At 66.5% G+C, this 25,720-nt stretch carries 17 protein-coding genes; 9 read left to right on the plus strand and 8 right to left on the minus strand.

The window, feature by feature from the left end:
• Positions 1–298: 298 nt before the first annotated feature.
• From zipA to asnB, 7 genes are all read right to left on the minus strand, one after another.
• Positions 299–1,270: a cell division protein ZipA gene (gene zipA, locus VGM71_RS02690; RefSeq protein WP_331542254.1), complete on the minus strand. Its 972-nt coding sequence runs from the start codon at positions 1,268–1,270 to the stop codon at positions 299–301.
• A 21-nt stretch (positions 1,271–1,291) separates the two neighbouring features.
• Positions 1,292–4,792 (minus strand): chromosome segregation protein SMC, encoded by a 3,501-nt coding sequence (gene smc, locus VGM71_RS02695; protein ID WP_331542256.1) that lies wholly within the window; start codon positions 4,790–4,792, stop codon positions 1,292–1,294.
• A gap of 156 nt (positions 4,793–4,948) precedes the next feature.
• Positions 4,949–5,212: a BolA family protein gene (locus VGM71_RS02700; protein WP_331542258.1), complete on the minus strand. Its 264-nt coding sequence runs from the start codon at positions 5,210–5,212 to the stop codon at positions 4,949–4,951.
• The gene (locus VGM71_RS02705) at positions 5,209–5,508 is read right to left on the minus strand and encodes a YciI family protein (protein ID WP_331542259.1); all 300 of its coding nucleotides are present in this window, start codon (positions 5,506–5,508) and stop codon (positions 5,209–5,211) included. The genes VGM71_RS02700 and VGM71_RS02705 overlap by 4 nt, the downstream gene beginning before the upstream one ends.
• A gap of 25 nt (positions 5,509–5,533) precedes the next feature.
• Positions 5,534–7,063, minus strand: coding sequence for a lysine--tRNA ligase (lysS, locus tag VGM71_RS02710; RefSeq protein ID WP_331542260.1), 1,530 nt, complete (start codon positions 7,061–7,063; stop codon positions 5,534–5,536).
• 53 nt (positions 7,064–7,116) lie between these two features.
• Positions 7,117–8,242, minus strand: a protein-coding gene (gene prfB, locus VGM71_RS02715) for a peptide chain release factor 2 (protein WP_331542261.1) whose coding sequence is annotated in 2 segments (ribosomal slippage) — positions 7,117–8,166 and positions 8,168–8,242 — 1,125 coding nt in all. Because the reading frame shifts where the segments join, the coding sequence is not laid out codon by codon here.
• 184 nt (positions 8,243–8,426) lie between these two features.
• The gene (gene asnB / locus VGM71_RS02720) at positions 8,427–10,097 is read right to left on the minus strand and encodes an asparagine synthase B (protein WP_331542262.1); all 1,671 of its coding nucleotides are present in this window, start codon (positions 10,095–10,097) and stop codon (positions 8,427–8,429) included.
• Positions 10,098–10,379: 282 nt separating this feature from the next.
• On the opposite strand from asnB, the gene VGM71_RS02725 reads away from it, so the two are divergent.
• Positions 10,380–11,507, plus strand: coding sequence for an acyltransferase (locus VGM71_RS02725; RefSeq protein ID WP_331542263.1), 1,128 nt, complete (start codon positions 10,380–10,382; stop codon positions 11,505–11,507).
• 40 nt (positions 11,508–11,547) lie between these two features.
• Here VGM71_RS02725 and VGM71_RS02730 read toward each other — a convergent pair whose 3' ends face one another.
• Complete coding sequence (locus VGM71_RS02730; RefSeq protein WP_331542264.1) at positions 11,548–12,903, minus strand: formimidoylglutamate deiminase; 1,356 nt, start codon at positions 12,901–12,903, stop codon at positions 11,548–11,550.
• Positions 12,904–12,972: 69 nt separating this feature from the next.
• On the opposite strand from VGM71_RS02730, the gene VGM71_RS02735 reads away from it, so the two are divergent.
• From VGM71_RS02735 to VGM71_RS02770, 8 genes are all read left to right on the plus strand, one after another.
• Entirely contained in the window at positions 12,973–14,544 is a 1,572-nt protein-coding gene (locus VGM71_RS02735) for a bifunctional GNAT family N-acetyltransferase/carbon-nitrogen hydrolase family protein (RefSeq protein WP_331542265.1), read from the plus strand.
• Positions 14,541–15,923: a chloride channel protein gene (locus VGM71_RS02740; protein ID WP_331542266.1), complete on the plus strand. Its 1,383-nt coding sequence runs from the start codon at positions 14,541–14,543 to the stop codon at positions 15,921–15,923. The genes VGM71_RS02735 and VGM71_RS02740 overlap by 4 nt, the downstream gene beginning before the upstream one ends.
• On the plus strand, positions 15,920–17,155 hold the full coding sequence (hutI, locus tag VGM71_RS02745; protein WP_331542267.1) for an imidazolonepropionase: 1,236 nt from the start codon (positions 15,920–15,922) through the stop codon (positions 17,153–17,155). The genes VGM71_RS02740 and hutI overlap by 4 nt, the downstream gene beginning before the upstream one ends.
• Positions 17,156–17,256: 101 nt before the next feature.
• Positions 17,257–18,846: a hypothetical protein gene (locus tag VGM71_RS02750; protein ID WP_331542268.1), complete on the plus strand. Its 1,590-nt coding sequence runs from the start codon at positions 17,257–17,259 to the stop codon at positions 18,844–18,846.
• Between the two features lie 24 nt (positions 18,847–18,870).
• Positions 18,871–19,617, plus strand: a complete 747-nt coding sequence (locus tag VGM71_RS02755; protein WP_331542269.1) for a hypothetical protein — start codon at positions 18,871–18,873, stop codon at positions 19,615–19,617.
• 256 nt (positions 19,618–19,873) lie between these two features.
• Complete coding sequence (locus VGM71_RS02760; protein ID WP_331542270.1) at positions 19,874–21,094, plus strand: TolC family protein; 1,221 nt, start codon at positions 19,874–19,876, stop codon at positions 21,092–21,094.
• A complete protein-coding gene (locus VGM71_RS02765) occupies positions 21,091–22,119 on the plus strand; it encodes an efflux RND transporter periplasmic adaptor subunit (protein WP_331542271.1) in 1,029 nt (342 codons plus the stop codon). Before VGM71_RS02760 ends, VGM71_RS02765 begins: the two co-directional genes overlap by 4 nt.
• A complete protein-coding gene (locus VGM71_RS02770) occupies positions 22,116–25,196 on the plus strand; it encodes an efflux RND transporter permease subunit (RefSeq protein WP_331542272.1) in 3,081 nt (1,026 codons plus the stop codon). The genes VGM71_RS02765 and VGM71_RS02770 overlap by 4 nt, the downstream gene beginning before the upstream one ends.
• Positions 25,197–25,720: the final 524 nt, after the last annotated feature.

Below are 25,720 nucleotides of genomic sequence, written 5' to 3' on the forward strand. Positions count from 1 at the left end.
GGCGAGCTCCTACACGTTCGCTGTCAGGTTGGGTGGGGAGCCGGTGGGCGTCGCCCTGGGAGCGATTGCGCAGGGAGGCGTAGGCCGGACGAGCACTTAGCGACCAGGGTGACGCGCGGCGGCTCCCCTGCCTCACCAGCGAAGCGCAACACGATGGCGAAGCCGAGCCGGCAAGCGCGGCGAAGCCGCCGGGGCATGACAGCAGGCTGTCCCTTTAGATCGAAGGCGTTCGCGCGGATCGCCTCGTGCAATATGGGCAGGCGCGCTTCCACGAAGTCCTTCGGCGTATACACGGGCGCTATTGTCCGAATTTGATCTCTTCGCCTTCGTGACCGCGATCCCAGCCACGCAATTCGTCGCGGATATGCGCGATGCGCTGGCGACCGAGCGCGTTGCGCTCCTCGTCCAGCACCAGACCGTCAAGCAACTCTGCGAGGCGCTGCGCGGTCGGCAACATCGCGTCCCACGCGTCGAGCGCCGGAACCGGGCCCGGCAGGGCCATGAAGAACGACAGGCCCGGCGTCTGCAACGACGCGATGCGCGCCATGTCGAAGTTGCCCGGCTTCACGAGGTTGGCCACGCTGAAGATCGGTCCCTGCTCCGGACGACCGTCCACGAGGCGATGGTAGATGCCCATGTCGCCGAACTCGAGGCCGGCCTTCTCGGCGGCCACGACGAGGTCGGACCCGTTGAACTTGCTGCCCTCGCGGGACACGACGTACAGGCTCACGATGCGCTCGACCATCGCGTTCGACGGGCGGCGGCCAAGGTCGGAGCGCGGCGGCGGTGTCCGCGGCGGCGGTGCCGGCGCAGGAGCCGGCGCGACGGCCGCGGGTTCGTCGAACTCGCACGGCAGGTCAAGGCGCGGATCCAGGCGAGCTGGGCGCGAAGCCGGATCTTCCGGCATGGCTGGCGCCGCGGGCACAGTGCGCTCGCCTGCAAGCGAGGCGCCGAGACGCTCCAGCTCCGCCCGCAGGTCGACATCGAGTTCGCCCTGAGCACGCTTCGGATGGAACAGGGGATCGTTGGCGTCGTCGTCTTCGCGCGCCCGGAACGACGCCATCGCCACATCCTCTCCGTCTACCTCGTCGCCGAACACCGGCTCGAGGCGCTCGCGGGCTCGTTCCGGCTGCTCCTGCACGGGCTTGCGACGGCCCTGCTCCCGGCGCGGCTGGCCGAACAGCCAGAGCAGCACGAGCACGACGACGCCAACGAAGAGCATGGGAATGCCTACCGCGGGGTTCCAGGCCAGGCCGATGGCGGGATTCATGGTCGTTTCCTCGAGTAGTACTTAAGCGACGCCGACCAGCTTCGACGCCTCGGCCAGATCGACCTGGACGAGACGCGAAACACCCGGCTCACGCATGGTAACGCCGCAGAGCTGGTGCGCGGCCTCCATCGTGGCCTTGTTGTGGCTCACGAAGATGAACTGCACCTTCTCGCTCATCTCGCGGACCATCGCGGAGAAGCGGCCTACGTTGGCCTCATCCAGCGGTGCGTCCACCTCATCCAGGAGGCAGAACGGGGCCGGGTTGAGGCCGAAGATGGCAAATACGAGCGACACCGCGGTAAGCGCTTTTTCGCCGCCCGACAGCAAGGTGATGTTGGACACGCGCTTGCCGGGAGGGCGCGCCATGATCGCCACGCCGGTATCCAGCAGGTCCTCGCCGGTGAGTTCCAGGTACGCGTGCCCGCCGCCGAACAGGCGCGGGAACAGTTCCTGCACGCCCGCATTCACCCGGTCGAAGGTTTCCTTGAAGCGCTGGCGGGTTTCGCGATCGATCTTCTTGATCGCGCCCTCAAGCGTCTCGAGCGCGCTGGACAGGTCGGTCAACTGCGCGTCCAGGTATTCCTTGCGCTGCGACTGCTCGGCGTGTTCCTGAATCGCGGCCAGGTTCACCGGTTCCAGGCGGGCAATCTTCTGCGAAAGGTCCACCAACTGCTGCTGCCAGCGCTCCGGTACGGCGTCTTCGGCCAGTTCGGCCAGCAGCGGCTCGAGTTCCAGGCCCGAGGCATGGATGGCCTGGGCCAGCTGCTCGGCGCGCAATTGCAGCGCCTGCGCAGCAAGGCGCTTCTCGGACACGCTCTCGCGCACCTGGTTCAGCACGTGCTCGATGCGCTGGCGGTCCTGTTCCAGCTTGCGGAATTCGGCATCGCAATCCTCAAGCGCGCGGCGGGAATCCACCAGTTGCCGGTCCACCAGCAACCGCTGGTCGAGGTAGGTCTGGCGCTCGGCTTCCAGGTCGGCGATCGGGTCGGAACCCGCGGCGAGCTGCTGGTCGATCTCGTCGCGGCGCGCCACTACCTGGCGCAACTGCGTGTCGAGTCGTGCGAGTGCCTGCTCGAGAGAGGTCAGCGCCGACCGCTTGGACTCCATGCCCAGCGCGAGCTGGTGTGCCTGGTCGGCTGCCTCGCGGGCGTTGATCCGGGCTTCCTCGCGCGCCTCGAGCAGTTCGCGGCGTTCGTTTTCCAGCCCTCGGCGTTCGTCCTCGCGATCGCCCATGTGGCCCACGGCCTCGTCGAGGCGTGCGCGGGCTTCGCGGGTCTGGCCATCCAGTTCGTCGAGCTGGTCGACGATCGTGGCGATTTCGCCGCCGACCTTTTCGGCACGCGCACGCGCCGTTTCCATTTTGCCGCGGTGGCTCTGCAGCTGGCCCGCGAGTTCCGAGAGACGGCGATGTGCGGCGTACAGGTCGCGCTGTGCGTCGTCGCGCTGCCGTTCGGTTTCGAACTTGCGGGTGCGCAGGCCTTCCAGCTGGTCCGTGCGTTCCTCGATGGTCGCCTCGAGCGTTTCGACCTGCTCGGCGAGCTGGCGAAGATCGCGTTCGCGGGCCAACACGCCCACCTGGTTGCCCTGCGCGCGACGCACGCGGACCCAGCCCGGGCCCATCCAGGCGCCGTCGCGGGTGATGACCGACTGGTGCGCGGCCAGCGAGCCGACACGGGCGGCGGCGGCTTCGACCGAATCGACGACCAGGACATTGCCCAGCAGGTTCACGGCGGCAACGGGGCCACGCACGTAGGCGGCCAGCGTACCGTCGGCACCGGGTCCGCCCTGCGCGCCCGCGAACAACGCCACGTCGGCCTGGCCGAGCGAGTCGAACTCGGCGGTGAGCGCTTCGGGTGCATCGACCAGCACACCGTCCAGCACGCCCGCGAGCACCGTTTCCACGGCGGATTCATAGCCGGCGTCCACCTGCAGCGATTCGCCGAGACGGCGCGACCGATCCAGCCCCAGGCGCGCGAGCCAGCCGCTCGCGGCCGATTCTTCCTGGCCGAGCGCAGCCGTCTGCAGCGCTTCCAGCGATGCCTGGCGGCCGCGCGCCGTCTGCAACTGCTGGCGGGCATCGTTCAGTGCGGACTGGACCTGGCGCTCTTCTTCGAGCGCACCCTCGTAGGCCGACTTGTGCTGGTCGAGCACGCCACCCAGCTGTTCCACGCGCTCGCGCTGCGTGTCGTGTTCGGTGTCCAGCTGTTCGGCGGCAGCGTCCAGCGCGGCGACGTCGGTGGCGCGCTGCTCGGTCTCCAGCGCTTCGCGCCGCCGGGACAGATCGACCGACTGGCGGTCAAGGTAGGCCAGCTTCGTGCGCTCGACTTCCGCGGCGCGGCTCGATTCCGACGCGCCACGCGTATGCGAGTCCCAGCGCTGCTGCCAGTCGGCGAGCCTGGACTCGGTGGCGCGCTGCGCCTCGCCGGTCTCGTCCTGAATCTGCTGCAGCGCTTCGAGCTTCGGTTCGCCCTCGGCCAGCGCCATGCGCAGCGTTTCGACCTGTTCGCGATCGGCGGCGATATGGCCCTGCAGTTCCTCGTGTTCGCGCTCGGCATCGGCGCGCGACCGTGTAAGGCGTTCGCTGAGATCACGGTTGTGCCGCACCTGCTGCTCGACGCGGGCGATCTCCGCGCCCACCTTGTACACCTCGGCCTGCACCACGTTCAGGTGTTCGCTGGCGCCATGATGACGCTCACGCACGCTTTCCAGCTGCGCCTCGACCTGGCGCTGGCCGGCGAGGTGCTTTTCGATTTCCAGTTCCGCCTCGCGCAGGCCGGAGCCTTCGCCTTCGTGCTGGCGATGCAGTGAGCGGTATTCCAGCGCGCGCAACTCCGCCTCGCGGCGGGTGTGCTCTTCCTTGAAGGCCTTCCAGCGCTCGGCGGCGCGGGCCTGGCGGTTCAGGTGGTCCAGCTGCTTCTCGACCTCGTCGCGGACGTCGCGCACACGGTCCAGGTTCTCGCGGGTGGACTTGATACGGCTCTCGGTTTCCTTGCGCCGTTCCTTGTACTTGGAGATGCCCGCGGCTTCTTCCAGGTGCATGCGCAATTCTTCCGGCGCGGCCTCGATGATCTGGCTGATCATGCCCTGCTCGATGATCGAGTAGGAACGCGGGCCGAGGCCCGTGCCGAGGAACAGGTCGGTGATATCGCGGCGGCGGCAGCGCCCGCCGTTGAGGAAGTAGGCGGACTGGCCGTCGCGGCTGACCACGCGCTTCACCGAGATCTCGGCGAAGCTGGCGTACTCGCCCTGGATGGTGCCGTCGCTGTTGTCGAAGATCAGCTCGACCGCCGCCTGGCCCACGGGCTTGCGCGCGCTGGAGCCGGAGAAGATCACGTCAGTGAGGGAGTCGCCACGCAGGCGGCTGGCCGCGGACTCGCCCATGACCCAGCGGATGGCGTCGATGATGTTCGACTTGCCGCAGCCGTTCGGACCGACGACACCGGTCATGTTGGTGGGCAGGTGCAGCGTGGTGGGGTCGACGAAGGACTTGAATCCCGCCAGCTTGATCGTGGTCAGACGCATTATGGTTTCCGTTGGGACGCGGCCGTGGGCTCCGTTCGGGAGCCTCCCCGTGGCTGATCGATCACTTTGCCAAAGGGGGGCGGGGTGCGCAATACGCGAAGACGGATTAAGTTAAGGCGCTAACCCATTGTTCCATCATAAATAGAGCCTCGGGAACTACTCTCCCGGGGCCTTGGCCTCGATCGACAGGGCGTGGATGCCGTCCGGCATCATCTCCGCCAGGGCTTCATACACCATGCGATGGCGCTGGATCGGGTTCTTCCCGGCGAAGGCCGGGCTGACGATACGGGCGAAGAAATGACCCTTGCCCTGACCCGAATGGCCCACGTGCTTGTGGCCCTCGTCGATCACATCCAGTTCCACCGGGGCCAGGGCCCCGGCCAGAAGTTGTCGGATGCGCTCGACTTTTTCGACGGTCACGGCAGGGTGACGCGGAACGGGCGGACCGATACCTCGCGGTATACGCCCGATTCCATATAAGGATCGGCATCCGCCCAGGCCTTCGCGGCGGCAACGTCGCCGAACTGCGCGACGATCAAGCTGCCGTCGAAACCGGCCTCACCCGGGTCTTCCGAGTCGATGGCAGGAAACGGGCCGGCCAGCTTGAGGCGTCCCTCTTCGAGCAACGCCTTCAACCGGGCCAGGTGCGCCGGGCGCGCGGCGATGCGCTTCTCGAGCGAGTTCGGATGGTCGAGGGCGACGATGGCATACCACATGGTGTGACTCCGGGGAGGACGAGGCTCAGGCCTCGGGACGCATGGTCGGGAACAGCAGCACGTCGCGGATGGACGACGAGCCGGTGAGCAGCATGACGAGGCGGTCCATGCCGACGCCGAGGCCGCCGGTCGGCGGCAGGCCGACCTCGAGTGCGCGGATGTAGTCGGCGTCATAGTGCATGGCCTCGTCGTCGCCGGCATCCTTCGCGTCCACCTGGGCCTGGAAACGGGCCGCCTGGTCTTCGGAATCGTTGAGTTCCGAGAAGCCGTTGGCGATCTCCTTGCCGTTGATGAACAGCTCGAAGCGGTCGGTGATGCCCTTGTCGGTGTCGCTCTCGCGGGCCAGCGGCGAGACCTCCACCGGATGATCGGTGATGAAGGTCGGCTGGATGAGGGTGTGTTCGACCGTGGCCTCGAAGATCTCGAGGAGCAGCTTGCCCCAGCCGTACGATGGCTTCACATGGATACCCAGGCGCTTCGCATGCCCGGCCATCGCCTCGCGGTCGCGCAACTCGCCCGGATTGATCCCGGGGTTGAGCTCGAGCACCGCGTCTTCCATGCGCCAGCGGCGGAATGCCGGGCCCAGGTCGACGGTGGCACCGTCCCACTCGATCCGGGCACTGCCCACGACATCCGCCGCGGCCGACCGGATCATGCCTTCGGTGAGATCCATGACCTCGTGATACGTGGCATAGGCCTGGTACAGCTCGAGCATCGTGAACTCGGGGTTGTGCCGCGTGGACACGCCCTCGTTACGGAAATTGCGGTTGATCTCGTACACGCGGTCGAAGCCGCCGACCACCAGGCGCTTGAGGTAAAGCTCCGGCGCCACGCGCAGGAAGAGCGGGATGTCGAGCGCATTGTGGTGCGTGGTGAACGGCCGCGCGGTGGCGCCGCCCGGGATCACGTGCATCATCGGGGTTTCCACTTCCATGAAGCGGCGCGGCTCGTCCTCGAGCCAGCGGCGGACGTGGCTGATGATCTTCGAACGCAGCGCGAAAGTGCGGCGCGATTCCTCGGTGACGATAAGGTCGACGTAGCGCTGGCGGTAGCGCTGCTCGACGTCGGCGAGGCCGTGGTGCTTGTCCGGCAGGCCGCGCAGCGACTTGGTCAGCAGGCGGATCGCATCCACCTTGATCGACAGCTCGCCCGTCTTGGTGCGCATGAGCAGGCCGGTGGCGCCGACGATGTCGCCGAGGTCCCAACGCTTGAAGGCCTCGTAGCCCTCCTCGCCCAACGTCCCCTGGTGCACGAAGAGCTGGATACGGCCGGTGCCGTCCTGCATCTGCACGAAGCTGACCTTGCCTTGCCCGCGCATCAGGATGATGCGACCGGCGACGGCCACGCGGCGCGGCGCGGCCTCGATGGCCTCGGCCGTCCACGTGTCCTTGTCCGCGAACTCGTCCTGCAGGTCGCCAGCGAAGCTGTCGACCTTGAAGTCGTTCGGGTATGCGATGCCCTGCGCGCGCAGCGTTTTCAGTTTCTCGCGGCGCTCCGCGATGAGGCGATTCTCGTCGGCGGCGGCGGAGGCTGTGGCGTTGGCGTTTTCGGTCATGGCGTGGATTGCTGGCTTCTTGGTAAGAGCAGGGGCGGAGCGCCCCGGATGGATCAGGCGTCGACGCGCTTCGAACCGGCCTCGAGGCCGGCCTTCAGGCTGGCTTCGACGAATTCGTCGAGGTCGCCGTCGAGCACCTTCTGCGTATCGGAACGTTCGATGCCGGTGCGGAGATCCTTGATGCGCGACTGGTCGAGCACGTAGTTGCGGATCTGGCTGCCCCAGCCGATATCCGACTTGGTGGCTTCCAGCGCGTCCTTCTCGGCGTTGCGCTTCTGCACTTCCAGTTCGTACAGCTTCGCCTTGAGCATCTTCATCGCGCGGTCGCGGTTGGCGTGCTGGCTGCGTTCGGTCTGGCAGGCCACGACCGTATTCGTCGGGACGTGCGTGATACGCACGGCCGATTCGGTCTTGTTCACGTGCTGGCCGCCGGCGCCCGAGGAACGGTAGACGTCGGTCCTCAGGTCGGCCGGATTGATGTCGATCTCGATATCGTCATCGACTTCAGGCGAGACGAAGACCGAGGTGAAGCTGGTATGCCGGCGGTTGTCGGAGTCGAACGGGCTTTTGCGGACCAGGCGGTGCACGCCGATCTCGGTCTTCAGCCAGCCATAGGCGTAATCGCCCTCGACGCGGAACGTGGCGGACTTGATGCCCGCGACTTCGCCCGCGCTGACTTCCATCAGCTCGGTTTTCCAGCCACGCGACTCGGCCCAGCGCAGGTACATGCGCAGCAGCATTTCCGCCCAGTCCTGGGCCTCGGTGCCGCCGGCACCGGCCTGCACGTCGACGAACGCCGGGGCGGCGTCGAGCTCGCCGGAGAACATCCGCCGGAATTCGAGCTTGCCCACGCGGGCTTCGACCTTGTTCAGGTCGTCGACAATGGACTGCACGGTGGCTTCGTCGCCATCGGCGGCGGCCATGTCGAGCAGTTCCTTCGCGTCGTCCAGCGAGGCGGTCATCTCCTCGACACCGGTGACGATGGTGTCGAGCTGGGCGCGCTCACGGCCCAACTCCTGCGCGCGCTTCGGGTCGTCCCATACGGTGGGGCTTTCGAGCTCGCGATTGACTTCTTCTAGGCGTTCTTTCCTGACGGCGTAGTCAAAGATACCCCCTAAGCGACTCGACGCGGCCCTTGAGGTCCGCGATCTGCGCAAGGATCGGATTGATCTCGATCATGGTTTGGCTGGCCTGATGATGCGGGCGCGGTGCGGCCCGACTAAAGCGAATAATCTTACCAAATGCCCGGCGCCCTCGCATGCAGGAGCGCGCCCTGCGCGCGACAGGTCGTCGCCACGGGCCCGGGTCTGGCGCGCCAGCTCCCGGTCTCGGCCTCAAAACATGTCGCGCGCAAGGCGCGCTCCTACCCCGTCAACGCCTCGCGGTGGATGCCGCGCACCGCCCTGCCTGAGGGATCGGCCGCGGCCGCGAAGGCCGGGTCCCAGGCCAGCGCGGCCGGCGACGAGCAGGCGATGGACTTGCCACCGGGCACCGTCGCCGCGCAGGCATCGCCCGGAAAGTGCTTCTCGAACAGTGCGCGGTAGAAATATGCCTCCTTGGTGGCCGGCGTATTGCGCGGGAACCGGGCGGCCGCGGCGGCGAATTCGCGGTCCGACACCTGCTTTCCGGCATGCTCTTTCAACCCGTCGATCCAGCCATAGCCCACTCCATCGCTGAATTGCTCCTTCTGCCGCCAGAGGATCTCCGCTGGAAGCATGCCCTCGAAGGCCTCGCGCAGGATGCCCTTCTCGATGCCCTTGCGGGCAACCATCTTGGCCTCGGCATCGAAGCCCATCGCGGTATCCAGGAAGTCGAGGTCGAGGAACGGTACGCGGGCCTCCACGCCCCAGGCCGACATCGACTTGTTCGCGCGCAGGCAGTCGTAATAGTGCAAGGCGTCCAGCTTGCGGACGGTTTCTTCGTGGAAAGCCCGGGCGGAAGGTGCTTTGTGGAAGTAGAGGTAGCCACCGAAGACCTCGTCCGAACCCTCGCCCGACAGCACCATCTTCACGCCCATGGCCTTGATCCTTCGTGCCAGGAGGAACATCGGCGTGGAGGCGCGGATGGTGGTCACGTCGTAGGTTTCAACATGCCGGATCACTTCCGGCAGGGCGTCGAGGCCCTCCTCGAGCGTATAGAGGAAACCGTGGTGCACGGTACCCAGAGCCGCCGCCGCGATCTCGGCGGCCCTCAGGTCGGGCGAGCGCTCCAGGCCAATGGCGAAGGAATGCAATCGCGGCCACCATGCCTCCGCGCCATCGTCGGCCTCGATCCGGCGGCGCGCGAAACCGGCGGCCACCGCGGCAACAAGAGACGAATCCAGGCCACCCGAGAGCAGCACGCCGTACGGCACGTCCGTCATCATCTGCCGGTGCACGGCGGCTTCGAAGGCTGCGCGCAAGGCGGCGGGCTCGATCGACCTGCCCTGTGTCGCGTCGTAGTCGCGCCACTCGCGTGTCCAGTAAGGCACCGCCTCGCCCCGCGCGCTGTCGTAGACGTGCCCCGGCGGGAATGGCGCCACATCCGCACACACGCCCACCAGTGACTTCATTTCCGAAGCGATATACAGGCGTCCCTCGCTGTCGTGGCCCCAATACAGCGGGCAGACTCCGAGGGGATCGCGCGCGATGAGGACACGCCGGCGGCCTGCGTCCCACAGGGCGAAGGCGAAGATGCCGTTGAGCATGCCCACGACATCGGTGTCGTATTCGCGATAGAGGGCGTTGATCACCTCGCAGTCGGAGCCGGTGGTGAAAGCGTAGTCGCTGGCGGCGCGCAATTCGCGATGGTTGTAGATCTCGCCATTCACCGCCAGAGCCAGTTCGCCGTCAAGCGAACGCAGGGGCTGCGCGCCGCTGGCCGGATCGACGATGGCAAGGCGTTCGTGGACGAGGATCGCACCGTCGTCCGCATACACCCCGCTCCAGTCCGGGCCGCGGTGGCGCTGCCGCTGCGAAAGCTCCATCGCCCGCGCGCGCAATGCGACGAGGTCGTCACCGGCGGTTACGCCGAATATCCCCAGGATCGAACACATGCCTTCTTTCTCCTGATCAGAAAACGTCCAAAGAAAAAGGCCCGCCTGTGAGGGCGGGCCTTTCGTGTATACGGTGGTTTCGCTTGCAACCGCCTACACGCCGACCCTCCCGAGGTTCCGGGAATTATTGCTATTGGCGTTATTGGCGGCGATGCGAATCATGCAGTGACTACAACACGAACCTTATGGCCGGCGCAAGCGGCCGTCACCGCCGCATCGGGGCCAATTAAACCTAGCAGGGATTTGCGGGCACATACCGCACTGCCAAGGGAATCGACACGGATGACTTACCGAAATATCCAGGGCATGCGCGCGATCGCCGCGCTGCTGGTGGTCTCCGCCCATATGTTCTTCGACATCGAGCCCATGCGCACCCACTGGGCGAAACCTTTCTTCGCACTCGTCGGAGGAGCCGGCGTCGATATATTTTTCGTGATCTCGGGCTTCCTCATCTACCAGGTGATGGGGCGGTCGATCGCCAGCATGGGCGCCGTGGGAAAGGCGAAAGCGGTTTACGACTTCGCGATGAAGCGGGTCATTCGAATCTATCCACTCTTCTGGCTCGTGTTCGGCACGTCGTGCCTGTTCACGGCCTGGGTGTCGCCTACCCCGCCGCCGCTGCCCGAACCCCTGTTCCAACTGCTCGCGCTTGTCGACAACCTGCCGAACCCGCGCCTCTACGTCTCCTGGACGCTGACCTTCGAGGTCTACTTCTACGCGGTAGTAGCCCTCAGCCTCCTGCTGTTCGCAAGGCGGGCCATGGCAGGCGTGCTGACCTGGTTCGCCATGATCGGCGGCGCAACCCTGTTGGGCTTCTGGTTCCCATGGGGCAAGCCGCTGGACTTCGTGTTTTCTCCCATCCTGCTGGAGTTCCTGCTGGGTATCGCCGTGGCCGTGCTGGTAGAGCGCGGCTTTCGCCGGTGTCATGGCGCACTGCTGGCGGGCGCATTTATCTGGATGGCCATCGGGTCGCTTTTCCTCAGACCCGCCCTATTCGCCTCGAGCGTGGCCCACTCGGGAAAGTTCGCGGCGGTCCACCTTTCGTTTGCGCTCCACGTCATCTGCTGGGGGGCCCCGGCGGCGATCGTCATCTACGGGATCGTCGTGCTCGAAATTCGCCAACGATGGATCATGCCGCGCGTACTGCAATACCTCGGTAACGCCTCATTCTCCATCTACCTGTGGCATGCGGTCGTGTTCCATGCCGTGGCGAACGCCTTCGCGCACCTAGGCTGGGTGGGCGTGGTGAGTTCGACCGGGCTGACCGCGCTCATGGTCGCCACTGGCCTGGGCGCCGGTCTGCTCAGCTACCACGTCCTGGAGAAACCATTGCTGAGGTACCTCGGGCAACGGCTCCTGGGCAGGGGCGCGTCGTTCCCTTCGCCGGGAGCCGGCGGTTACGCGCGATAGCCTGACGAAGGGTCTTCCTCGTGACAGGCGCCACCGCCAGTCACGCGGCAGCCAACCTTTCCACCACGCCGCGATACGCCTGCGCGGCGCTCGACTCGGCCGTATGCGCGAAATCGCGCACGCGCCACTGCCCTCCCACCATCACGTCGCGCACCAGCGGCGTGTTGCCGGCGAACAGGAAGCTGTCGATCACATCCGCCTCGTCGCGCGCGGCGAGCAGTGGCGAGCGGTCGTCGAGGACGAGCAGGTCAGCGCGGGCACCGTCAGCGAGCCGGCCGATATCGCGGCCCGCGGCCCGAAGGCCGCCATCCAGGGCTCGCTGCCATAACGCCGTGCCGACGCTTTCCTCCGGCGCGCGAGCCGCGACGTTGCGATGCCGCGTCGCGAGGCGCTGGCCGTACTCCAGCCACCGCAACTCCTCGACCGGCGACACGGAGATGTGCGAATCCGAACCGATACCGAATGTACCGCCCGCATCGATGAAGGCCGCCAGCGGGAACACGCCATCGCCGAGGTTCGCCTCGGTCGTGGGACATAGGCCCGCCACCGCGCCGCTCTTCGCGATGCGATCGGTTTCCTGCGCCGTGAGGTGCGTCGCGTGGACGAGGGTCCAGCGCGCGTCCACCTGGGCATGATCGAGCAGCCACTCCACCGGGCGCGCGCCGCGCACGGCCAGGCAATCCTGTACCTCGCCGATCTGCTCGGCAATGTGGATGTGGACCGGCAATCCCTGCGCGATACCTGTCGCCAGCAACGCCCGCATCGCCTCTTCCGGCACCGCGCGCAGCGAATGCAGCGCGATGCCCAGGGTGAACATGTCGTCCTGCAAGGGAGCCAGGCGCTCCAGCAGGCTCACGAAACTGCCTACATCGTGACGGAAGCGTTGCTGCCGCTCGGAAAGCGGCCGCCCGTCGAAGCCACCGGTCATGTACAGCACCGGCAACAGCGTCAGCCCGATGCCCGCTTCCTTCGCCGCTTCCATGAGGGCCAGCGACATCGCCGCCCGATCGGCATAGGGCACGCCGCGCGGGCCATGGTGCAGGTAATGGAACTCGCAGACCTGGGTGTAGCCCGCCTTCACCATCTCGACGTAGAGCTGGGTGGCGATCGCCTTGAGGTCATCCGGATCGATCGCCTCCGCGAAGGCGTACATGGTTTCGCGCCACGTCCAGAAACTGTCCTCCCCCGGCCCGCGCCGCTCCGCCAGACCGGCCATCGCGCGCTGGAACGCGTGCGAATGCAGATTGGGCATGCCCGGCAGTACGAAACGGCCGATCCGTTCGGCCTTACCCTCCGCCGCGGCGAAGCGTTGCGCGGCAATGCCAAGACCCGCATCGCCGGCACGCCATGCGCCTTGTTGCCAGAGGAAATCGGCGCTCAATGCGGCGTTCGACATGAGGATGACCTGTGGAGGGGTGCGCGCATGGTACTAAAAGGGGGGTTTACGCTGGCGCATAATGCGGGGATGAACGAGAGCAAGGCCTCACAGCCACCCAAGTTGCTGCTTCGCCTGGCCCGCCCAGGCGACGTTCCCGAGCTTGTGGCCCTCACTGCCCGTGTGTATACGGCCGAATGGGGGCATTCCGCCGAGATGCTGCATGGACAGCAGACACATTTCCCCGAAGGACAGTTCATCGTCGAATACGAAGGCCGGATCGTCGGTTTCTGCGCCACGTTCCGGCTGGGCGAGGCGGTGGCCCTCGCCCCACACACCTGGATGCAGATCACGGGTGGTGGCTTCGCCTCGCGCCACGATCCGGAAGGCGACTGGCTCTATGGGATGGAGGTGGTGGTCCACCCCGATTATCGCGGCATGCGCATCGGGCAGCGCCTGTACATGGCGCGCAAACGGCTCTGCGCCGACCTCAAGCTGCGCGGCATCGTCTTCGGTGGCCGCGTGCCCGGTCTCGCCCGCGCCATGGGCCGTTACGGCAGCGCCGAGGCGTACGTGCAGGCGGTGGTCGATGGCAGCCGCCGCGATCCCACGCTCAGCTTCCAGTTGCGCAACGGCTTCGAGGTGATCGGCCTGCTGCGCGGCTACGTGCCCTCCGACCATGAATCCCTCGGCTACGCCGCGCACCTCGTCTGGCGCAATCCGCATCGGCTCGACCAGCCCGACATGCCACGCGTATCGCAAAGCCACCGGCTGCCCGACAACGTGCGCGTCGCCTCCGTGCAATACCAGCAGCGCCGGATCGCCTCGTTCGCGGAGTTCGCCACCCAGGTCGAATACTTCGTGGACATCGCCGCGGACTACGACGCCGACTTCGTCGCCTTCCCCGAACTCCTCACGCTGCAGTTGCTGTCGATCGAGAACGCGGAACTGTCGCCGGTGGATTCCATCCGCCGTCTTTCCGAATACACCGACGAGGTCAAGGAACTGTTCCACCGCCTCGCCGTGCATTACAACATCAACATCGTCGGCGGCTCGCACCCCACGCGGCAGCCTAACGGCGACATCCACAACGTCTGCTACGTGTGCCTGCGCGATGGCTCGATCCACGAGCGCGAGAAGCTGCACCCAACGCCCAGCGAGCGCAACGTGTGGAATATCACCGGCGGCGACGCGGCAGCGACCATCCAGACCGATTGCGGTCCGATTGGCGTGATGATCTGCTACGACGCCGAGTTTCCCGAGGTGGCCCGCCACCTCACCGACCAGGGCGCGCTGATCCTCTTCGTGCCCTTCTGCACCGACGTGCGCGAGGGTTACCTCCGCGTGCGCTATTGTTCCCAAGCCCGTGCCATCGAGAACCAATGCTATGTCGTCCTTTCCGGTAACGTCGGGAACCTGCCCGGCGTGAACAACTTCGATATCCAGTACGGGCAGAGCTGCATCCTCACGCCCAGCGACTTTCCCTTCGCACGCGACGGTGTCGCCGCCGATTCCACCCCGAACATCGAAACCGTGCTGTTCGCGGACCTGCGCCTCGAGAACCTCGCCCGTGCCCGCAACTCCGGCGCCGTGCAGAACCTGAAGGACCGCCGTTACGATCTCTACGAAGTGCGCTGGGTGCGCAGCACGGAGGTCAAATGAGCGAGGCTCCGGAATCCGGACCTGCACCGGTAGCCGATTCGCCGTTCGAACGCCTCCGCCGCCATACCTGGCTTTCGCCCACCGAATGGCGTCGACGCATCCTCTTCTGGACCGGTGCGGTGCTCGTGGGTGTCGCCGCGGTGTTCTTCGCGAAAGCCGCCGACTTCGCCTTCGACCTGTTCCGCAGCGTCACCTCGCACGGCTGGTGGGTGCCGTTGCTGATCACCCCCGCCACGTTTGCCCTGCTTTGCTGGCTTACCCAGGGCGCGATGAAAGCCACGCGCGGCTCGGGCATTCCGCAGGCGATGGCCAGCCTCGACGTCGAGGACGAGGACTTCCGGGCCCGCCTGCTCTCACTGAAGATCGCCGTGGGCAAGATGGCGCTCACGCTCGGCGCGCTGCTCGGCGGCGCATCGGTGGGCCGCGAAGGTCCGACCGTGCACGTGGGGGCTGGCCTCCTGTATTCGCTGGGCCGTCGCTTCGGCTTCGACGAGCCGGCCGCGGCGGGGCGCTTCATCCTCGCCGGTTCCGCCGCAGGGCTCGCCGCCGCGTTCAACACGCCGTTGGCCGGCGTGGTGTTCGCCATCGAGGAAATGTCCGGCACCTTCGAGCACCGCATGAGCGGCACCCTGCTCACCGCGGTGATCGTGGCCGGCGTGGTTTCCCTGGGCATCCTCGGCAATTACGCCTATTTTGGCGAAATCGCCGCATCGCTCCCGCTCGGCAAGACATGGATCGCCGTGGTCCTCACCGGCCTCGTCGGCGGCACCGCGGGTGGATTGTTCGCGCGCCTGATCCTGCCTTCGGCGAAGGGATTTCGCGGTGGCGTCGCGCGCCTGCGCGCATACAACCCCGTCCTTTTCGCTGCCGCATGCGGCCTCGGCCTGGTCCTGCTCAGCATGGCCGGCAACACGAGCCTCTACGGCACCGGCTACGCCCAGGCACGCGACATCCTCCAGGGGCACAGTGACACCGGTCCGCTGTTCGGCGCGCTGAAATTCCTCGGCAACATCGCGGCCTCCTGGGCGGGCATACCGGGGGGCATCTTCTCGCCGGCGCTGGCGGTCGGCGCGGGGCTCGGTGGCAACATCGCCCATCTCCTTCCCGGCGCGGACCCATCGGCCGTGGTCCTTCTCGGCATGGCTGCCTACCTGGCCGGAGTGACCCAGGCGCCGCTCACCGCGGCCGTCATCTCGCTCGAACTCACCGCTAACCGGCAGATGGCCCTGCCGATCATGGCCGCGTGCCTGCTTGCGCGGGTCGTATCCGCGCTCATCTGCCGGGTGCCGGTATACCGGGCGCTGGCGAACCAGCTGATTGCCCAATACAAAGACGAATGCGCGCAGCGGCGTATCGCCGGGGCCGAAGGAAACCCATGACCATCGATCCACGCTGGGACCACCTGCTCCTCGATGTCGGCCTCGCCACGTTGCTGGACAACGGCGAGGCATACGGTGCCATCGAACACGGCGCCATCGGCTGGCGCGACGGGCGCATCGCTTTCGCCGGGCCGATGGCCGAACTGGCTGGGGAGCCGCACGCGCTGGCACGGCACGTCGAATCGGCGCCCGGTACCTGGGTGACACCGGGGCTGATCGACTGCCACACCCATCTGGTGTTCGGCGGCGAGCGCGCCCAGGAGTTCGAACAGAGGCTCGAAGGCGCCACCTACGAGGCGATCGCCCGCGCGGGTGGTGGCATCGTCTCCAGCGTGCGCGCCACCCGCGCGGCCAGCGAGGACGAACTGCTGCGGCAGTCGCTGCCTCGCGCGAAGGCGCTGCTCGCCGACGGCGTCACCACGCTCGAGATCAAGTCCGGCTATGGCCTGGAGCCCGATGCAGAGCGGCGCATGCTGCGCGTGGCCCGGCGCATCGGCGAGGAACTGGGCGTGGAAGTGCGCACGACGTTCCTCGGCATGCACGCCGTTCCGCCGGAGTATGCCGGACGGCGCGACGACTACGTCGCACTGGTGTGCGACATCATGCTGCCGTCCCTCGCGGACGAAGGCCTGGTCGATGCGGTGGATGCATTCTGCGAAGGCATCGGCTTCACCGCGGAAGAAACGCGTCGGCTGTTCGATAAAGCGACGTCGCTGGGGCTGCCGGTGAAGTTGCATGCCGAACAATTGTCCGACCTGGGTGGCGCGGCGCTGGTGGCAGGCTACGGCGGCCTCTCCGCCGACCACCTCGAGTGGACCAGCGAAGACGGTGCGCGGGCGATGGCTGAAGCGGGCACAGTGGCGGTGCTCCTCCCCGGCGCGTATTACGCACTGCGCGACACGCGGCCACCGCCGATCGACACCTTCCGCCGGCACGGCGTCGACATGGCCGTCGCCACCGATCTCAATCCGGGAACATCGCCGCTATTGTCGTTGCGCCTGGCCATGGGAATGGCCTGCACGCTGTTTCGCATCACTCCCGAGGAAGCACTGCGGGGCGCCACCGTGAATGCGGCGCGTGCCCTGCGCCTCGACGACCGCGGCACCCTCGCGGCAGGCCAGCGCGCCGACCTCGCCGTGTGGAATGTCCAGCACCTTCCGGAACTCTGCTACTGGATCGGGGGCAACCTGCTCAGGGAAAGCTGGATCGGTGGCAAGCGCGTGCTGCTGTAGGCGTAATCCGCGGGAACTTTCCGAAAACTTCCATCGATCTTCCGGAATCGACCTCGTACCATCGTAAGCGCTTTGCCTGTTGCAAACGCTGAGGAAGATCGTTGAAGGTTTCATCGTCGTCCCTCGTGCAGGGACGCGTCGTCGTGCGTCTTTTCGTCTGCACGATGCTGGCCTGGGTGCTGGCCGCCTGCAGCGGACGCGAACAACAGCAGGAGGAACGCGCGAAGCGCGCGCGGCAGATGCGCGACGTGTCGCGCATGCTCGATGCCATGGAAGCGGACAAACCGGCGGCCGCGGAGGCCCCGTCGTTCGCCATTGCACCTCCCGCCTCCCCTGCTGCCATCGCCAGCCCGATCCCGCCTGCGAACACGTCAGCGTCAGGTGACCGTTCGGCCTTTTCCCTGCTCGCAACACTGGCGATCGCCATAACCGCCGGCCTCGCCATCCCGGCGTTCGCCATGTTTGCCTGGAGGCGAAGGAGGAAACGCGTTGCCGAGCCGGCGCCGGAAGTGCCCTCGATCGCCGCCTTCTTCGTCCCATCCCCGGACGACAGCTCTGCGCCAGCCACCCCACCCGCCTGGGTCTACCGCAGTACGCCCTTCGAAACACCGGCCATCTACGTGGTGCCGGAGCCGGTGGACCTGCTGGTGCCGTCCACCGTCGCCGAGCGCGCCGCGTCCACTGGACTGCACGCACGACCTGCCGCATGGCAGGCGCTCATCGCGGAATCGCGCGCCCTACCCCGGCACGACGCCGATCTCATCCTTGCCATGGCAGAAAGCGAAGCCATGGATGCGCTCAAGGAGACCAGCGGCGACGCGCGCGCGCAGGTGCTTGCGCAATGGCTGAGGATCAGGCTTACGCGCGCGGAGAAGCTCTCCGGTGCCACCCGCCTGTTAGCCGTGCGAAACCTCCTCGCTGCCGTCGCCGACGATCCCGACACCGACGCGACCGTCGTCGTCGAAGCCCGTATCGACGCGCAACTGGCCTGGGCTTCATGGGTCATGGGCGATGCCGCCGACACCCGTCTAGGCGAGGCGGAAAGGCTATGCGAGCGGCTGGCGAAGGCAGATCCCGATGTCGACGGCCGCGTCCTGCGCCGGCGCGGCGAGGTTTGCCTGCAACGCGCGCGGCTGGGCAAGACATCGCTGGCCTTGCCCGAACTCGATCGCGCGCAGGCATTTTTCGACGAAGCGCATCTGCGCGCGCCGGACGCGGAAACAGCGCTTCTCGTCGCCCAGACCGCATTGCGGCGCGCGCGCCTGTTGCCGCCGGCAGATGCGGCCGACGCGTGCTCCCACGCCCTGGTTCATGCCTTCCACGCCGAACAGGATCCGGCATGCCGAACCGAGGCCATAGCCTGCCGCCTCGACATCCAACTGGTTTACGAAACACTTCCCGACCATATCGGACAGGATGGCGTCACCGCATCGCTTGGACGCCACCTGGAAGCCACCGGCCCGCTTGCTCCCGCGGCGCGCGCCGCCGTCGCGGAAGCGTACCTGCGCGACGGTGCCCATGCGAAAGCCGCAAGCCTGTGCGAGTCCATCTGGCGCGACGGCAGCGCCGACGGCAAGGTCTTCGAACTCTGGCGCAAGGCCTGCCGGCGCTGGGCCGGCACCGAAGGACACGACGAACGAACGCTCGCACAGTCGCTTCGTTGCCTCGCCATCGCCCGTTCCACTTCCTGAATTCACGAACACGAGTCCTCACGCATGAAAACTTTCCGCGATACCGCCCCACCCTTCTGGTCCACCCGTTACGGCATCGCCGCTGGCGTTACCACGGACAACGTGGTGGCCCGCTCGCTGGAGCTCTACGGCGAATGGGCAGAGCACGAAACCATCCTGCTGAGCGGCCTGATCGAGGAAGGACAGACCGTGCTCGAATTCGGCGGCGACTTCGCGGCACATGCGTTGTGGATGGCGCGAGTGGTGGGTCCGCAAGGGGAGGTCCACGTGGCCGAGCCACGCCGCATCCTCTTCCAGCAGGCTTGTGCCAACGTGGCCATCAACGGGCTCGGCAATGTATTCACCCATCCCGTGTGGCTTGGTCGAGGCAAGGGCACCTCGTCCCTCGGCACGCTGTTACCCGGGCACGCCGCGGGCACCGACGAGAAGGTCCGCCTCGCTACGGTCGACAGCCTGAAGCTGGACGCGCTACACCTGCTCAAGGTGAATCAGCCCTACGCGCTGGTCGACGTCCTGGCGGGCGCCGGTGAGACCATCCGCACGCACCGTCCGCTGATCTATGCGCGCCTGTCCGGACTGGACGTCGCCCAGGCGGAGGTCGACGCGATCAAGGCATTGGGCTACCGGGTGTGGTCGCACGTGCCTTACCTGTTCAACAACGAGAACCACGCCGGCGTCGGCGCGAACATCTTCCCCGGGATGGTCCAGCAGAACATGATCGCCGCACCCGCCGACAGCCGCTTCGAATTCGCCGAACGCCTGGAACTCTAGGACCGGCTTCCTGGATGCCGTCGAGGGCATTGTTCGCCTGCTTGATCGATGGCCATGGGCGCGAAATAGCCTCCATCACCGTTCAAAAGTCTCCGCTAAGGAGTTTTGCTTAACCTTCTCCCTGCAATGACTGTCATGGGATGAATGGTAGGTGAAACGTTTTGCTCGTCGCGTTTGGCCCCGCCTTGCCGTCGTCCTGTGCGCGATGACGGCTGGATGTGCGAGCTGGCATCCGCTGCCCCTGGCAGACAAGCCGGTGCTCGCCCGGCGGATTGAAGACCTCGACGGGGGACGCGAGCTGAATCAACCCTTGGACGAAGCGGCGGTGCTTCGGCTGGTACTGCTTAATAATCCGACCCTTGCAGCATCACGGGCCGAGCGTGGCATTGCGCAGGCACAGGTCCGGGATGCCGCGATGCTCCCCAATCCTTCGATCCAGGCCAATCTGGGTTTTCTTGTGGCCGGTGCCGGCGACGCACCCGCCTGGGCCGCGGGATTCGCTCAGAGCCTGCAAGGCCTGGTCACGCGAGGAGCCCGCCGCGACGAGGCTCGCGCGTCGGCCCAGGAAACCGATGCGCGCCTGCTTTGGGAATCGTGGGTCACGCTGTCGCGCGCGCGTCAGCTGGTCGTCGACATCGTCGATGGTGAACGCCGCCTCGCCATACTGGAAACAACCGCGCGTCTGCTCGACGCACGAGGAACATCCCTGCGCGCGGCGCTGGCCCGTGGAGACATCGAGGCCGGTGCGGCGGGCGCCGTCTTTGCCGTGGCAAGCGATGCCCGTACCGCCCGCGACGACGCACGTCACACATTGCAACAGGAGCGCGCCGAACTCGCCGCGCTCCTTTGCCTCGATCCAGGCGCACCGCTGCCCCTGGCGCCCTTACCGCCGCTAGCACCATTTGATGCGATGCGGGCGGCGTCGGACATCGCGTCCATGGGTGAGCACCGCCCCGACCTCGCCGCGCTGAGGTACGGATACGCGGCACAGGAGGCCCGTGTGCGCGGCGCCATCCTCAGTCAATTCCCCCCTCTCTCGATAGGTCTGGACGCGACGCGTGACAGCAGCCGGGTGCTCAACATCGGTCCCTCTGTCTCTTTCGACATGCCCCTGTTCGACCGTCAACAGAGCAAAATCGCGATCGCCGAAGCAACCCGCCAGACCTTGCACGACGAGTACACCGCACGGATCGATGCGGCGGCCGGCGAAGCCCGTGCGCTTCTTGCCGCCCTCATCGCCAATGAGCCTGAGGCATCCCCCGTCGCCGCCGACACCGCGCCGTTGCATGCCGCCCGTCGTGCCTATGCGAACGGCGACATCGACGCCGCCACCTACAGCGATCTGAGCATCGCCGCGTTGGGACAGGCTGCCAACGACATCTCCCGCGATCTCTATCGGCGGGAGCAACGCATCGCACTCGAGGCGCTGACCGGTGAAGGTCTGCCCAATGCGCTTTCGCCCCGGATGACACCATGAACCCATACTGTTTCCGGAGCAGCATCACGCTGCTTTTTCTCGCATTGGGCGGCTGCAGCAGCGATGCAGACACGGACGCGGAAGATGTCACCGCCAGCGCCGTGATCGAGCAGATCACGCCGTCGCGTGGCCAGTTCGACGATGTGATCGTGGCCTACGGCCAAGGCGGCGCGGGTAGCGGCGGCGCGCGTGCCATCACGCTGCCCTTGGACGTCACGCTGATGGAGGTGGACGTGATGGCTGGGCAACGTGTGCGTGCCGGCCAACGTTTGGCCGTATTTACTCCAAGCAAGGCTGCCGCGGCCGCACGCACCGCGGCTCGCTCAGCCGTGAGTCTGGCGCGCGAGCAGCGCGATCGCCTCGCGCGTCTGCGGACCGACCATCTCGCGACCAACGAGCAGTGGCTCCAGGCCGACAAGGCACTGCGCGATGCGGAAGCGACGCTCGCTGCCCAAGCCACGGTGGACGACACCGTGCGGGCGGCTGCCGACGGCACCGTGTTGAGCGTCGATGCGCGGCGCGGCGCGATGGTCACTGCCGGGGCGCCCCTGCTGACCTTCGCCGATGACACCCTCGGCGACTTCGCAGGTGGCGTCGAACCCGGGGATATGGACCGGGTCCACGTCGGCGAGACAGTCGCGTTGAAGCCCCTCTCTGGCGGTGGAACGTTGGCTGCCCGGATCATCGCCGTGGCCGGGGCGGTCGATCCGACCACACATCTGGTCAACGTGAGAGCAAGGGCAGCGACGCCCGTGGTCCAGGGGGCAGCGTATCGTGGCGATATTGTTGTCGGCACGCTCGAAGGGTGGAGGGTACCGGCGGATGCCGTGATCGGCGAGGACGATTCGCGAGCAGTCTGGGAGGTGGTGAAAGGCAAAGCCCATCGCGTGCCGGTCACCGTCGTCGCACAGCACGGCGCCGAGGCTTTGGTCGACGGTAAGATCGACCCGTCGCGACCGCTGGTGACCGTCGGGGCGCCCCAGCTTGATGAAGGCATGCAGGTGCGACCGGCGGCCATGAAGTGAACGGCGACAGCTTCGTCTTCCGTCACGCGAGAACCTTGTTTCTCCTCGCCGTGGCGCTCGCCGTGGGGGGCGCGGTGGCCACCTGGTCTCTGCCTGTTGGCCTTTTCCCGCAGGTGTCCTTCCCTCGCATCGTCGTCGACCTGGACGCAGGCGATAGACCGGCTGACACGACGGCGTTGCTGGTGACCCAACCTGTCGAGGAAGCTGTCCGCACCGTCCCTGGCGTCGAAGGCGTGCGTTCGGAAACCTCCCGCGGTGCGGCACAGATTTCGGTTGATTTCGGTTGGGGGCGCGACATGATCGCGTCCACGTTGCTGGTCGATGCTGCCATCGCGCGCGTGGTTGCGACGCTTCCGGCAGGGACGAGCTACGACGTCCGTCGCATGGATCCGACCGTGTTCCCGATCATTTCGTATGCGCTGCGCTCAACCGCGGTGTCCCCCGCTCAGCTGCGCGAGTTCGCGCAGTACCGTATCGCACCGTCGCTGGCCTCCGTACCGGGCCTTTCACGGGTGGACGTACAAGGCGGCGACACGACGGAAATCCAGGTGCAGGCCGATCCACGCCGGTTGGCGGCCCAGGACCTTACGCTGGACGACCTGGTGACAGCGATCGGCAGTTCCAACGTGGTCCGCGCGGTCGGCCGCGTCCAGGATCACAATAAGCTGTTTCTCACGCTGGTCGATCAACCGCTGCGCGGTGCGCGCGACATTGGCGAGGTCGTCGTGCGCCGAAGCGACGCCGGCTGGATCCACGTCGCCGACGTCGCGACGGTACAGGTGGGGGTGGAACCCCAATGGACCCGGGTGGCGGAAGACGGTCGTCCCGCTGTGCTCTTCAACGTGTACGAGCAACCGGACGGCAATGCCGTGGCGATCGCCGCCGAGGTGAAGTCACGCCTGACGAAGCTCACGCTCCCCCAGGGTGTCACCCTGAACAAATGGTACGACCAGAGCGAACTGGTGACGGATGCCGCAGCGAGCGTGCGCGATGCCATTGGCATCGGCCTGCTGTTGGCGGCCCTGGTGCTCTGGCTCTTTTTGCGCAACGGCCGCATCGTGGCGATCGCGCTGTTCGTCGTGCCGGCAACGCTGGCTGTCACGGTGCTGTTGCTGCGCGCGATGAACATGAGCTTCAACATCATGACCCTTGGTGGCATGGCGGCGGCGGTAGGGCTGGTGATCGACGACGTGATGGTCATGGTCGAGCACCTGGCCCATCGCGCAGCGCAGGCCGATACCGCGGACGAGGGCGGCGCACAGCGACATATCTTTGCGAGCGCCCGGGAATTCCTGTCGCCGCTTTCGGGATCGAGCGCCGCGACGCTCATCGTGTTCGTTCCACTAGCCTATCTGGACGGCGTTACCGGGGCCTTTTCACGCGCCCTGTCGATCACCATGGCCTGTGCGCTCGCGGTTTCCTGGGCGATGACGGCCTTCATCGTCCCGTACCTCACGGCGCACGGCCTTGACCTGTCCCGATGGAGGGATCCCGGTAGGGGGCGGGCCCGGGGCCTGATCCGCTGGCACGGCCTGGCGTACGGTGCCGTGGTCCGCCGGCCGTGGCTTTCGGCAATCGGGATGCTGGCATTGCTCACCGCCGGGGCGTTCGCCGCCTCGCGGGTACCGACCGGGTTCATGCCCGACGCAGACGAAAGCGGCTTCGTGCTGGATTATTACACCGCCCCCGGCACATCGCTGCCCGAAACCGAACGGCAGGTGGCGCAGGTCGAGGCGATCGTGCGTGCGCGACATGACGTGGAGACGTTTTCTCGCCGGCTCGGCACGGGCCTGGGTGGCGACCTCGGTCAATCGCACCATGGCGACATGTTTGTCCGACTGGTTCCTGACCACGAGCTATCGACACACGACGTGATGGATGAGGTGCGCAGGAGCGTGCAGCGGAATGTCCCCGGTGTGGAAGTGGAGACCGCTCAATTGATGGAGGATCTCATCGGTGACCTTACGGCAGTGCCTCAACCGATCGAAGTAAAGCTGTACGGTGACGACGAGGCAGCCTTGCGCGACACCGCAAGACGCGTCGCCGACACGCTCGCGCGGACCGATGGCCTGGTCGAGGTGCAAAGTGGCGTGCGGATCGCAGGCGATGCGCTGGACATCCGCGTCGACCATGATGCCGCCGCAGCCGAAGGCGTGGGAGCGGACCTGATTGCCCGCACGGTCAGCGCTGCCTTGGATGGCGTCGTCGCCACGAGCCTTCCCATGGCGACACGCGTCGTGGGTGTCCGCGTATCGATGCCGGGTGCGCGCCACTGGCGCATTGCCGACGTGGCCAATGTGCCCGTGCGCGCCCCCGACGGCCACATCTTTCCGCTAAGCCGCGTGGCCACGCTTACGGCGGTAACCGGCCAGGCACAGATTACCCATGAGGACCTGCAGACGATGGTGCCGATAACGGCACGCATCGACCAGGGCGGGATCGCCGCCGCGGTGTCCCGCGTGCGCGGGGTATTGGCCCAGCCCGGCCTGTTGCCTCCTGGCATCCGCTACGAACTGGGTGGTCTCTACGCGCAACAGCAAGCAGCGTTTTCGGGTTTGCGGAAGGTTTTCGCGGCGGCGCTCCTCGCCGAGTTTCTTCTGTTGATGCTGCTGTACCGCAACGCGTGGTTAGCCGGGTTGGTCATTGCGACGTCCCTGCTGTCGGCCTCGGGCGTGTTTCTTGCTCTCTGGCTCACCGGAGTGGATCTGAATGTTACCGCGATGATGGGACTGACCATGGTGGTCGGTATCGGAACCGAGATGGCGATTTTCCTCGTTTCCGCCTATGTGACCCAGCGGCGCATATCCTCACCCGTTGCCGCGATGCGCCGTGCGGTGCGCCTGCGTGTACGACCGATCAGCATGAGCACATTCGCCGCGCTGCTTACCCTGCTGCCGCTTGCCCTTGCTATAAGCCGAGGCTCGGGAATCCAGCAGCCACTGGCGATCGCGATCGTGGGCGGTCTCGTCATTCAGTACCCACTCGTCCTGCTGGGCCTTCCCGTTGCGATCGGGGCCGTGGAACGGTGGCGATCCCGCAACGCGGGTAAACCTGCCACGAGCACCGATCGCCGCTGAAGCGGCTTGTGCCTTAGCGTCGGCATAGGCTTCAGGGTGAGAGCTAAAAAAAGGTTCTTCACGCATTATCGGGGATCAGCACCGCCTTAGATGACGACCCTGCCGCTGGTTCGATCAGGCTCGCCGTGGCGTTCGCGCGCCCGGTATCGCCACGGCGCGTTTACACCTGAGCGTCTCGCAGGAGACCTTGGTGCCCACCCTCGCTGCTCAGACAGGTCCTCCGCGTTCGGCAAGGAGGGCCGCTTGCGCGGCCTATGTCCTTATATGGCCTCCGGCCGCTCTCTTGTGCGGAACTCGCCTCGAGGGTGGGCACCAAGGTCTCTTCCGGACGATGCGGTGGGGTGATGGGAGAGCCACAGGCGCCCGATGCGATGACGACATCCCGCGAGCAGCGGCTGCCGTCGTCGGCCGTGGCGGCTCTCCGGACACTCCGCCCTCAGGAATGGGGAGAGTCTTCGGTGCCCACCCTCGAGGCGAGTTCCGCACAAGAGAGCGGCCGGAGGCCATATGAGCACACGGGCCGC

This window comes from Luteibacter sp., from assembly GCF_036499525.1.
In the GTDB taxonomy this organism is placed as follows: Bacteria; Pseudomonadota; Gammaproteobacteria; order Xanthomonadales; family Rhodanobacteraceae; genus Luteibacter.

Bases quoted from the DNA above. Each gene is read 5' to 3' on its own strand.
- zipA (WP_331542254.1), bottom strand. From the start codon at position 1,270: ATGAATCCCGCCATCGGCCTGGCCTGGAACCCCGCGGTAGGCATTCCC.
- smc (WP_331542256.1), bottom strand. From the start codon at position 4,792: ATGCGTCTGACCACGATCAAGCTGGCGGGATTCAAGTCCTTCGTCGAC.
- VGM71_RS02705 (WP_331542259.1), bottom strand. From the start codon at position 5,508: ATGTGGTATGCCATCGTCGCCCTCGACCATCCGAACTCGCTCGAGAAG.
- lysS (WP_331542260.1), bottom strand. From the start codon at position 7,063: ATGACCGAAAACGCCAACGCCACAGCCTCCGCCGCCGCCGACGAGAAT.
- asnB (WP_331542262.1), bottom strand. From the start codon at position 10,097: ATGTGTTCGATCCTGGGGATATTCGGCGTAACCGCCGGTGACGACCTC.
- VGM71_RS02725 (WP_331542263.1), top strand. From the start codon at position 10,380: ATGACTTACCGAAATATCCAGGGCATGCGCGCGATCGCCGCGCTGCTG.
- VGM71_RS02730 (WP_331542264.1), bottom strand. From the start codon at position 12,903: ATGTCGAACGCCGCATTGAGCGCCGATTTCCTCTGGCAACAAGGCGCA.
- VGM71_RS02735 (WP_331542265.1), top strand. From the start codon at position 12,973: ATGAACGAGAGCAAGGCCTCACAGCCACCCAAGTTGCTGCTTCGCCTG.
- VGM71_RS02740 (WP_331542266.1), top strand. From the start codon at position 14,541: ATGAGCGAGGCTCCGGAATCCGGACCTGCACCGGTAGCCGATTCGCCG.
- hutI (WP_331542267.1), top strand. From the start codon at position 15,920: ATGACCATCGATCCACGCTGGGACCACCTGCTCCTCGATGTCGGCCTC.
- VGM71_RS02755 (WP_331542269.1), top strand. From the start codon at position 18,871: ATGAAAACTTTCCGCGATACCGCCCCACCCTTCTGGTCCACCCGTTAC.
- VGM71_RS02765 (WP_331542271.1), top strand. From the start codon at position 21,091: ATGAACCCATACTGTTTCCGGAGCAGCATCACGCTGCTTTTTCTCGCA.